Source organism: Chitinophaga caseinilytica (assembly GCF_038396765.1).
Lineage (GTDB): Bacteria > Bacteroidota > Bacteroidia > Chitinophagales > Chitinophagaceae > Chitinophaga > Chitinophaga caseinilytica.
The window spans coordinates 2540960-2552649 of the sequence record NZ_CP150096.1 but is presented as its reverse complement, the minus strand read 5'-3'; the positions used below and the strand labels follow the sequence as shown (position 1 = coordinate 2552649).

General features: G+C 56.0%; 7 protein-coding genes. 2 read left to right on the top strand and 5 right to left on the bottom strand.

Going from position 1 to position 11690, the window contains the following annotated elements:
• Positions 1–12 precede the first annotated feature (12 nt).
• Complete coding sequence (locus WJU22_RS10685; RefSeq protein ID WP_341843228.1) at positions 13–3276, bottom strand: TonB-dependent receptor; 3264 nt, start codon at positions 3274–3276, stop codon at positions 13–15.
• Positions 3277–3543: 267 nt separating this feature from the next.
• On the opposite strand from WJU22_RS10685, the gene WJU22_RS10680 reads away from it, so the two are divergent.
• Both WJU22_RS10680 and WJU22_RS10675 read left to right on the top strand, forming a co-directional pair.
• The gene (locus tag WJU22_RS10680) at positions 3544–4461 is read left to right on the top strand and encodes an AraC family transcriptional regulator (protein ID WP_341843227.1); all 918 of its coding nucleotides are present in this window, start codon (positions 3544–3546) and stop codon (positions 4459–4461) included.
• A gap of 79 nt (positions 4462–4540) precedes the next feature.
• A complete protein-coding gene (locus WJU22_RS10675; RefSeq protein WP_341843226.1) occupies positions 4541–5671 on the top strand; it encodes a TlpA disulfide reductase family protein in 1131 nt (376 codons plus the stop codon).
• 77 nt (positions 5672–5748) lie between these two features.
• Here WJU22_RS10675 and WJU22_RS10670 read toward each other — a convergent pair whose 3' ends face one another.
• The 4 genes from WJU22_RS10670 to WJU22_RS10655 form a co-directional block, all read right to left on the bottom strand.
• Complete coding sequence (locus WJU22_RS10670) at positions 5749–6516, bottom strand: LytTR family DNA-binding domain-containing protein (protein WP_341843225.1); 768 nt, start codon at positions 6514–6516, stop codon at positions 5749–5751.
• The gene (locus tag WJU22_RS10665; RefSeq protein ID WP_341843224.1) at positions 6513–7538 is read right to left on the bottom strand and encodes a sensor histidine kinase; all 1026 of its coding nucleotides are present in this window, start codon (positions 7536–7538) and stop codon (positions 6513–6515) included. The genes WJU22_RS10670 and WJU22_RS10665 overlap by 4 nt, the downstream gene beginning before the upstream one ends.
• A gap of 18 nt (positions 7539–7556) precedes the next feature.
• Complete coding sequence (locus WJU22_RS10660; RefSeq protein WP_341843223.1) at positions 7557–9890, bottom strand: TonB-dependent receptor; 2334 nt, start codon at positions 9888–9890, stop codon at positions 7557–7559.
• A 90-nt stretch (positions 9891–9980) separates the two neighbouring features.
• Positions 9981–11642, bottom strand: coding sequence for a L,D-transpeptidase family protein (locus WJU22_RS10655; protein WP_341843222.1), 1662 nt, complete (start codon positions 11640–11642; stop codon positions 9981–9983).
• Positions 11643–11690 lie beyond the last annotated feature (48 nt).

Below are 11690 nucleotides of genomic sequence, written 5' to 3'. Positions count from 1 at the left end.
CGTTTTAAATGGCTACAGATTGATGTTTACGCCGATGTTGAACACCTTCTGCAGTGGGTAAGCCAGGCCCCTGCCGCCCATTTCCGGGTCCCACAGCTTGAAGCTGCTCCAGGTATGCAGGTTGAGCCCGTTGAAGTACACCCGCAGGTTTTCGATGTGGTAGCGTTTGAGGACGTGTTTCGGGATGGTATACCCCACTTCCACGCTTTTCAGCCGCAGGAACGCCCCATTGCGCATGAACCAGGTGTTGGCGATGGTTTCCCCTTCACGCGGCCACGGCGCCGAATTGAAGTTCATGGCGGCAGACAGGCGGGGCATCATGGCGTAGATGTTCTGGTTTTGTTCCGACCAGTGATTGTCTGCATATGCCTTGAGTACTTGCCCGTTGTCGATGAAAGGCATGGTGCTGTTGTAATATTCCCCGCCCCGGCGGTCGTAATCCGAAACATCGATGAAGAACGACTCGCGGCCCAGGCCCTGGAAAAACGCGGAAACGTCGAAGCTTTTATAGCCCACGGAGAATCCGGCGCCATATACCAGCTCAGGCGTGGTGGGCAAACCGATGGGCACCATATCGCGTTCGGTGATCTCACCGTCGCCGTTGACGTCCTTGTATTTGATGTCGCCACCACGGGGCACGAACCCGTTGAAATTCTGTTTGGGCGAATTGGCCACTTCGGCGTCGTCCACAAACAATCTTTCCGCGATAAAACCGTAAGTCTGTCCGATGGAATTGCCCACGCGGGAGCGCCAGGGCTCCTTGAACTGGGGTTCCTCATACACCCTGTACTTGTTGGTAGCATAGGTGAGATTGGCGCGGACGGCCGCCCAGAGCTCTTTTCCGAAATTCTGCTTGTAATCCAGCGAAAGGTCCATTCCGCGGGATTCCGCTTCTCCGATATTGGCGCTGATGCCCGCTTCCAGCCCGGAGGTATTGGGGATGGACGCGCGTTGCTGCAGGATATTGGACCGCAACTGGTGATATACCTCACCGATAAAATTCACTTTGCCGAAGAGGCTCAGTTCCAGGCCGAGGTTCGTTTGGCGGGAAGTTTCCCAGGTCACGTCGCGGTTTTCGTAGTTCCGGATCGCGACTCCATTGCGGCTGTAACCGTTGTTCTTCCCGAATATGGAACCATAACCCGCGTTCATGTCTACTTCAGACATATAGAAGAACCGCTGTCCGCTGATGGCGTCGTTCCCCACCAGGCCGTAACTGGCCCGCACTTTGGCGCGGGTCACCACATCGCGCAGCGGCTCCCACATCCTTTCATTGGAAATCACCCACGATGCACCGATCGTCGGGAAAAAACCGAACCGGTTGTTCGACGAAAAGCGCTCACTGCCGTTATACCCGAAGTTGAACTCCAGGAAATAGCGGCTCAGGTAAGAATACGTGGCGCGCCCCGCCAGGCCGAGGTTGCGGTACGGCAGCGACGATTGCAGCGAAGACCCATCGGTCGTCAGCGTCTGCTGGCGCGTGCCGATCAAAGTGCTGCTGATGGTATGATCGCCGAAACTGCGGTTGTAATCCAGCATGCCCTGCATGTACACGAACGTCGAAATGCTGCGGCTGCCCGGCGAGTAATCCAGGTATTCCGTAGCCTCGTTGGGCTTGTTGTTCAGCCACATCAGCCGGTATTTGTCCGACTGCTTATCGTAATCGCTGACCTGGTAGTAAAACGGTTTGTATTGACGGGCAACGTCGAAAAACGAAAACCGGTTCGTAGTCAGCATCCCGCGGAAATTAAGCCCTTTCGTGATGAACGAAAGGTTCTGCGTCAATTCCAGCTGGGCAGACATGCGCGACTGGGAGAAGTTTTTGTACCCGCGCATGAGCTGTGCGTAAGGGTTCACGCCCAGCGAGCCATTTTCCCGCGCTTTGTTGCCGAACAGGATATGCTTTTCGAAATAGGTAGAGGAATCTGGCGTGAAAAACGCGGGAAAGTCTACGGGGCTGGTATGCATCACCTGCGAATACAGATCGGTGCTGAACGAGGCGTCTCCCGTTATCGGCCCGGTATATTCATCGAAGTTGCCGGACAGGCGCACCACCAATTCCGTGGATTTAGTGAGGTTGATGTTGACGTTGGACCGCAACTGATAGTTGTTCAGCCGCACGTTGTTGTTGAAATTGTTGACAGGGCTCACTTTCAGGATACCATTGTCGCGGCTGTACGAGCCCGCCACATAATACCGCGCGATCTCCCCGCCGCCGCCTACGCTGAGGTTGGCGCGCTGGTTGTTCGTCCGTTTTTTGAACAGCTCGCTCATCCAGTCAACCGCGGGATACACGAATTTGTTGTCGCCGTTCTTTGTGTGGTTGATCTTGTTCTGGTCGAAGCGCGGAACACCGAGGGAATCCCGCGTTTCGATGGCTTCATTATACAACTCCATGTACTGCACAGGGTCGGCGAATTTGAGGTTGCGGGTAGCCTGCGACATGGAATTCTCGAACCGGAAATTGATTTTCGCCTTGCCGGCCTTTCCTTCTTTCGTGGTGACGAGGATAACGCCATTGGCGCCGCGCGCGCCGTAGAGCGACGTGGCGCTGGCGTCTTTGAGGATGGAGAAGCTGGCGATATCGTCTACCTGCAGGCGGGCCAGGTCGGTAGTCGTCAGCTCCACGTTATCGATGAGGATGAGCGGGTCTTGCTTGTACCCGAAAGTGGTGACGCCGCGCACGAAGAAGGAGGCATTGTCTTGCCCCGGCTGTCCGCTCCGCTGATAAGCGATCATCCCGGCCACTTGCCCGGCCAGTGCGGTGGTGAGGTTGCTGGCGGGGATTTTGAGGTCTTTGGGGTTGACGGTCGTAACCGCCCCCACGATGGCCTCTTTCTGCTGCTTTTTACCGTAGGCCGTGATCACGACATCCGTCAGCTGGCTGACCTTTTCCTTCAGCACCACATGTACGGATTGCCGGCCTGCCAGCGGCACCAGCACGGATTCATAGCCCATGAGCACGAATTGCAGCGTAACGTTGGGCGGCACGTCGATGATGAACCGGCCGTCGGCATTGGAGGAAGTGCCTTTTCCGGAATGGCCCATCACGATGACGGAGACCCCGGGCAAAGGGTTGCCTACGGAATCCTTCACACTGCCCGTTACCGTATTCGCGCCCTTCTCCTGCGCAACGGCCCGACCGGGCGAAAGCAGCAGGAACGCCAGAAAGACGAGCGCTGTCAGGAATATCGGGATGAATCGGGAAAAATGTTTCTCCCCGGGCGGACAAATCGCTTGCCTGCCCGTTCGGAAACGAACGTGGATCACTTTCATAGCGGAGATTTTAATGCTTTAGTAACTGGTTTGGTTGACTTATTGCTGATCTTTTTCCTAATGTATTGTGCAACAAATCTAAAAGAGTAATTCAATCGGGAAAATGGATGCGAGAAGGTTAATGATGGATTTTATGCCGAAATAGATTGGCACCGATTTGAGCCCTGCAAATCCTGTATCGATCTTTGATAATAAACGCTAACAATAAACCACGGGCATAACGTATATTTAAGGTACGTGCCGGCAAGCGGCAACCGCTGTCCTGAAATGGACAATCTTACGACCAGCCTCAACTATACCACGTATGAAGAAAAAGATGGATTCGACGGACAGCAGTCGATCGTCATCCCCCGCAAAATTCTCGAGGAACAGTGCGCACGAAATGAATTAACGGCAGGACTTTACATTACCGATATGGGTTATTATCCCAAGGCCCGCTACCATCACCGGGTGCGGCCGGAAGGGGTAGACCAGCATATCCTTATTTATTGTGTAGACGGCCGGGGCAGCGCCCGGTTCAACCGGCAGACGTTTACCATCGGCGCCGGCGACTTTTTCGTCATTCCCCGGAAAACGGCCCATACTTACCGTGCGGACGAAGACGATCCGTGGACGATTTACTGGGTGCATTTCGTGGGAAGCGCCTCCGACGCCGTGGCCCGCACGCTGGAGCACAAAACCGCGTCGCTGAAGGGCACCGTTCCCTGGCTGGACCAGCGCATCGCGCTGTTCGGGTCTATTTACCGGCAGCTGGAAAGCGGGTACGACCTCGACAACATCCTGTATGCCAACCTCTGTTTCGGCCAATTCCTCGCCTCCCTCCTTTTCCCGGAACGGTTCACCCCGGATACAACGGGCGACAGCCGGGAGATCGTGGCAACGGCAACCCGGCAGATGAAATTGCAGATCGGCGGGCAGCTCACGTTGCAGCAGCTGGCGGAGGAAGCGAACCTGTCCGTTTCCCATTTCGTGCACCAGTTCAAAAAGAAGACGGGATACACGCCCATCGAGTATTTCAACAACCTGAAGGTGCAGAAAGCCTGTGAACTGCTGTTGTACAGCGATATGCGGATCAAGGAGGTGGCGGCCAGCGTGGGCATGAGCGATCCGTACTATTTTTCGCGGTTTTTTACCCGGCTGATGGGCATATCCCCCAACCAGTACCGGCAGCAAAGGGGTGGGTAAGCCCTGTATTTTGTGACAAACGGCAACCTGTCAACCGAATTCTTTCCCTACTTTTAGGACGTAAAATCAAACCAATCAAATGAAAAGATTACAGATCCTGCCTGCAGTGCTCCTCCTGCCGGCGCTCGTACATGCCCAAACCAAGTACGCCGTAAAAGGCAAGGTCGGCAGCCATAACGCCCCCACCCAGGCTTATCTTATTTATACCGTAGACGGCGATCAGAAGAAAGATTCCTCCACGCTGAAAAACGGTGAATTCTCCTTCAGCGGCTCCGTTGCCGGTATCACCAAAGCTACCGTGGTAATGGATTACGGCCCGAACGCCCCCCGTTCTTCACGTAACGGCGAATCGGTAAAAATTTACCTGGAGCCCGGCACCGTAAACATCAAGAGCGCGGATTCCCTGAAAAACGCTACCGTGAAAGGCGGCGTGCACACCACCGACCAGGTGGCCCTGGAAACCCAGCTGAAACCCTTGATGGACAAGAACAAAGCCCTCATGGCCAAATACTACGGATCTACCGACGAGCAGAAGAAAGATTCCGTTTGGATGGCTGCCATCATGGCCGAAAGCAAACAGATCGGCGATGACGAAGATGCGATCATGAAGAAATTCGCGGAAACGCATACCAAAACCCTCCCCGGCCTCGAAGCCCTGAAACAATTCGCCGGCTCCGCGCCCGACTACGGCACCATCCAGCCCATGTTCGCCAAACTGGCTCCCGCCGTGCAATCCAGCGCAGATGGCAAGGCTTATGCAGACATGCTCGAAAAAGTGAAAGCCGTTTCCATCGGCGCCACCGCTCCCGATTTCACCCAGAACGACACCGAAGGGAAACCCGTTTCCCTGGCGTCTTTCCGCGGTAAATACGTGCTGATCGACTTCTGGGCTTCCTGGTGCGGCCCCTGCCGTGCAGAAAACCCGCACGTCGTGAAAGCGTACAACGAATTCAAAGACAAAAACTTCACCATCCTCGGCGTTTCCCTCGACCAGCCCAATGCAAAAGACAAATGGCTGAAAGCGATCGCTGACGACGGCCTCACCTGGACGCAGGTTTCCGACCTGAAATTCTGGAAAAACGAAGCCGCCGCCCTTTACGCCGTGCGCGCCATCCCGCAGAACTTCCTGCTCGATCCGCAAGGCAAAATCATCGCCAAGAACCTCCGTGGCGATGCACTGGCCGCCAAACTCGCGGAAGTGATCAAATAAGCGTACCACAGTTGAATTATAAAGGGCTGACCGGATTTCTCCGGCAGCCCTTTTTCTTTGTATGGCAAACTAAAAACTTATTTCCCCAGCCATTCCTTGAACCCCGCCACCCGGTCGCGGCTCACTTCCAGGTCCACCGCCGGCGAAGGCTCCAGATCGAGCTTCAGGCGGCCGCTGAACCAGGGATGCACCCTGCGGACGCTTTTCACATGCACCACCAGGTGGCGGCTCACCCGGTAGAATTCCCGCACCGGCAGTTGCTGCTCGATAGTAGCGAGATTGTCTTCCATCACATGCTTCTTCCCCGCGAAATCAATGGCGTAGACGAGCTTGCCGTCTGCATAGAGGCAGGCCAGGTCGGCCGTGTTCACGTAATACAACTGTTGCCCGCTTTTCACGAGAAAGCGCTCCTTGTGGCCCGAAGGCTGCACGTATTGCAGCAGCTGGTGGATCTTGTCTTCCCACCCCCCGGCTTCTTGCTTCGGCTGGCAGAACTGCCGGAATTTGGCAAGTGCCTGGCGCAATTCGGCCTCGTCGAGCGGTTTGAGGAGATACTCGATCCCGTTGTTGCGGAAGGCCTGGAGCATGTACTGGTCGTAGGCCGTAGTGAAAATCACGGGCGCGTTGAGGCTCGCCTGTTTGAAGATTTCGAGGCTGAGGCCGTCTGCCAGCTGCACGTCCATGAAAATAAGGTCGGGCGCGGGGAAATGGCGGAACCATTTGGCGGATTCCTCCACACTGTCGAGCACCGCGAGCACTTCCACTTCTTCGTCATGGCGCTTCAGCAAGGTTTTGAGCTTGTTGGCGGCCGGGGCCTCGTCTTCTATAATGACCACTTTGATCATACTGCAGGGAATATGGGGAGTAAAACGATGTAATGATCGGCCGTCACCACGGATTCCACCTCCTGCTCGCGCAGCAGGCGCACCCGGGAATTGATGTTTTCCAGTCCTTTGCCGGTAGACGGCACCGCGTGCATTTTGCGCTGGAGGTTGTTCGTCACCACGATCTTGTCTTGCACCACTTCTATCTTCACGTTCAGCGGTCGCGCTGCCGACACAACATTATGCTTCATGGCGTTTTCCACGACGATCTGCAGGGCGAACGGGATGATGCGCCGGTCGTGGTACGCTTCGGGCACGTCGATGGTTACCCGGAGATTATCGCCGAAGCGGGTTTTGAGAAGATAGACGTACGCGTCCAGCAGGCCCAGTTCTTCCTTTACCGTAACCAGCGTCGTGTCCTGCACTTCGAGCATATGGCGGTAGAGTTTGGATAGCTGCTGGATGAAATGTTCCGCCTTGTCGGGATCGCTGTGTACGACTGAGCTGAGGGTATTGAGGTTATTGAAAAGAAAATGCGGGTCTACCTGTGTTTTCAGCGCGCGGATCTGTGCCTGCAGGCTTTCGTTGCGCAGATCTTCCTGGCCCTGCATCGACAGCCGCAGTTGCGCCTGGTACCATATCACTTCGTAAATACCGGCGATGATGAGGGTGTTGACCATCCCCACGATATTCAGGTCGGGATAGGGCAACACTACGTTTGACCAGAATGGCGGCGTGATCCCGTTAAAATTCGACACGGCAAATGTGAATGCGAACATCAGCAAAACCATAATGGCGATCCGTTTCGGCGCCTGGGCCAGCAGCGGGAACTTCCGGCGCGTGCGGATGATGATCCAGCGGTTGCCGAGCCAGAACAGCGCCGTAATGGCCACGGAGAAGGCGAAAGCCAGCCAGGAGTACCGCGGCTCGCGGGTGAACCTCACGCCGAAGTACATGATCGGCGTGAGGAACCCCAGCACCGGGATCCCCAGCAACACAAACCATTTATCGTTGAATCCAAGCGCCGTTTCGTTGTTGCGCATAAGCCTCGTCTGTTTGCTTTAAAAGGTAAACTGGTAGTTAACGTTCGGGAAAAGCCCGATCTGGTTCACCTGCTTCACCACACCGGTTTCAGTGTCGATCGTGCGGGTATAAATATTCTTCCTGTTGGTCAGGTTCTGTAAATCTATAAAGAATTTCTGAGTGGTGCGGCCAAGCTCCCAGGTGAAGGAAAATTTCAGGTCCCAGCGGAAATACATATCATTCCGCAGCGAATACGCCTTGTCTTCCTGGTACACGACATACCCCTTTTCCACGGTGGCCGATTCATTGAAAGGCGTGTACCATTGCCCGCCGGCCACGCTCACCTTACTGTCTGCCCCCACGCTGAAACCCGGCTTCACCGTCCATTCGCGGCCGATGAGGAAGTTGGTGACGTATTGCGCGTTGAAGGCGGTGTTGCGCCAGGTTTTGTCGCTGCCCTGGTATTTGGAATCAAAAAGGCTTTGGGTGAAGAGGAAGTAGAACCCCTTGTGCAGGAATTTCTCCAACGTCAGCTCCAGTCCATAGTTCCGACCGGTACCGTTGTTGAAGAGGTTCGGCTTGTCGGGGAATCCGAAGTCGGCGCCGTAATTCAGCAGGCTGAACGACGAAGGCGCCCGTTCCACCGGCGCATCGTAAATATGCTGATAATACGTTTCCGCCTTGAAGCGCAGGCGCTCGCCCAGCAGCTGGTCGTATCCCAGCACGGCGTGCATGGCGCGGGTGGGCGCGAGATCTTTATTGGTGAGGCTTCCGCCGGTTTCGTTGTAGTACACTTCCAGCTGCTGCAACTGGCTGTGGAGGCCAAGGCCCAGGGTAAGCGACTGCTTTTTCGACAGGTCGTATTTCATGTTGAGGCGCGGTTCGGCCACAAATCCATCGTTGAGCCCGAAATATTGGCCGTAGACGCCGGCGTTGAACGTAAAATCGTTACCGGCGCGATGTTGCCAGTTCATCCATCCTTTTCCCAGCCAGGCGCCGTTGCTGGCGTTCACCATTTCGCTGAGGTCGTCGTCACCGTCTTTGATGCGGCGGTTGCGCATATCGAGCTGCATTTTTTCGCCGGAAGCGCCGACGCTGAGTTGGTTCCGCGCATTGAACTTATGATCGAGGCGATAGCCGAAGCTGGTGCGGATCAGGCTGTAATCGAGGTCCATCCTGCGTTTGCCGCGTATTTCATCCTTGTTTTCGAAATTATCCATTTTACTTTCCGCGGCCGAAATGGCGGCGAAAGCGCGGCCATACGTTTTGGGCGAAAAGTTGAAGCTGTGCGTGAGGCCCGCCACGCCAGTGTTCGAGGTCGTCAGCACTTCGTATTTACCCGAGTTGTACAGATCGGTGGAATCTTCTCCGGGGATGAAGTGGATGTTGGACAGGCCGCCCATGGCGAAAACGCCGAAAGTCCCGGCCCGCTTGGTGGGGAGGTTGATTTTCATGGTGAGGTCCTGGTACTTGGGAACGGTGGCGCCGGTGCCCACGCTCAATCCCAGCGCGTGCACCGCGGCGATGAGGGAATACCGGTAATCCACAAGGAACGAGGCGCCGCCGGGTTTCCCGATCGGCCCTTCCACCGCGGCTTCGAAGCCGTTAAAACCCACTTGCGCCAGCATCTCGTACCGGTCTTTGTTCCCGTTGCGCAGCCGCAGATCGAAGGCCCCGGCCAAAGCGTTGCCGTAATCCGCCGGGAAAGCGCCCGTCAAAAAGGAGGACGTCCGCAAGGTGTTGGTGTTCAGTATCGTTACCGGGCCGCCCGTAGCGCCGAAAGTGCTGAAGTGGTTGGGATTGGGAATATCCACGCCTTCGGCCCGCCACAATACACCGGCGGGCGAGTTGCCGCGGATGATGATATCGTTCCGGCCGTCGTTGGCGCCAGACACACCCGCGAAGTTCTGCGCCATGCGGGCCGGATCGTTCCGCGTGCCGGCATACCGCATCCCTTCCTCGATATTGAGCTGCCGCGCACTGGCCAGCGCCAGGGGGCTCACCGGCCCTTCGCCGCGCTTCACGGTCACTTCGGCGCCTTTGAGGGTGATGACGGTTTCGGTGAGGGGGATTTCGAGGACGGTTTCCTTGCCGGCGTTCACTTCCACCATTTGCAGCATCACAGGCTCGTATCCCATCATATTCACCTGGATGTTGTGCCGGCCCACGGGCACATCGGCCAGCCGGAATTCGCCTTTTTCATTGGTAGCCGCGCCTTTGCCCAGGGCCGGAATGGAAACGGCGGCGCCGGGGAGCGGGAAATGGGTGGATTTGTCGGTGATGACGCCTTTCACGGTTTGTTTGGGAAGCGTTTGGGCCACGAGGTTCTTGGCGGCAAGCACGCTCAGGCACAATGCGAAGATCATTTTCATCGGGGGTTCTTTTTAAGGCAAATGTGCGCCTTGTTCGTCCCTGTGAAAAGCCGTGATTCGTGAATCGTATGATTTAAGGAATGAATGGTATTAACGAAGATACTGCCGGACGCGGGCGTCTTCCCCGTATACGTCTTCATAAAACCGCAGGCGCCCGTCGCGGTACTCGGAAGAGAAATAGCGGATATAAATGGGCAACCGCTTCGGGAAGGCGTACGTCCGTTGTTCTTCCCGGCTGAGCCACGCCCGCACACTGTCTGCCATCTCCGGCCGGGGATCGCTGCTCACGAGGTACATGGCGAGGCTGTCCCAGGCCTGTACCCGCACGCAGCCATGGCTGAGGGCGCGGTTGGAATTGGCGAAAAGCTTGCGGTTATTGGTATCGTGGAGGTATACGCTGAAACGGTTGGCGAAGTTGAACTTCATAATGCCCAGCGAATTATCCAATCCATCCATCTGCCGCAACACATACGGGAAGTAATTCTTGTTGAGCTTCTGCCAGTCGATGGAATCGGGGGAAATGATATTGCCGTGATGGTCTACCACTTCGAGGTTCTTTTCGACGAGGTAATGCCTGTTCTTTTTGATCTGCGGCAGCATTTCCTTGAACACGATGCTGTACGGCACGCGCCAGTATGGATACAGCACGAAATTGGTCATCACGGAACTGAGCTGCGGCGTACGCGTGCGGGGCGTTCCCACGATCACGCGGGATTCCAGTACGGTGCCGGCCGAATCGTCCCACACCTGCAAGCGGAATGCGGGAATGTTCACCATGAGGTAACGCGCCGGTAAAGTATCGGGCATTTTGCGCCAGCGGTCGAGGTTGATGCCGGCCTGTTCGATCCAGTCTCCCGGCTGGCGGTTCAGGTACTGGATGGTCCGTTTACCGGCCACACCGTCCGGGTATAAATTGATTTCCTGCTGGAACTGTTTGACGGCTTTCTTCAGCGCCACGGTATCTCCGATGTTATTTTCCAGCGTATCGAGATGCCCCGTTTCCGCGAGCCTCACCGCCAGCTGGTGCCGGAAAGCGACGGTATCCGTGTATTCGGAAGGCAGCGTATCCCACACCACATCCTTATACCGGGATTCGTATTCCGCCAGCCCGATTTTGAGCAGCCGGTACGCTTCGTGCGTCGGTTCGCGGGATTGTAAAATTTCGCTGATATGATTGCCGGTAATGGCTTCCCGGAGGAGCATATTGAGGACATCGTCCGTCAGCAGCGAATCCTTTCTCAACGCAATGCTGTCCCGCGGAATAACGCCGTAATGCAAATGGCTCGCCAGTTTGAAAAACGCGTCTGTGAGCAGGACGTCGGTTTGCGCCCAGAGCGCCGCGTCGCGGAGGGATTCCTTGTCCGTATTCCTTCGTTCCAGCGCCTGCTGCAATGCGACGGCGTGGTAATGCGCAGGGTTCAATCCGTATAACCGGGCGTCCCTGATCCAGCGGAAAAGACTGTCGGCCTGGGGGATCGCCTTCCCGTTGCTCGACCATATCGCCTTCCCGCCCTGCCCGTCGTACGCGGCATGCAGCGCGGCTGGACTGAGCGCCATCACGCTGTCTTCCATCAACCCGTCGTTCCCGTCTACATATTGCAGTCTTTCCACGATCTGCTGCGGCACTACCTCGTCTAGTTGCTGAACGTTTTTAACAACTTCCTGCTGACGGGGTTTTCCCTTCTTCTGCCCGCAGGCGGCGCCCATAGCCATGATGCAAAGCATCGCCGGTATGATCTTGCAGTATCTCATTCTTTGGATCCGATTGAATTTGGTGTCGAATGTAGTGATTATTGCAAA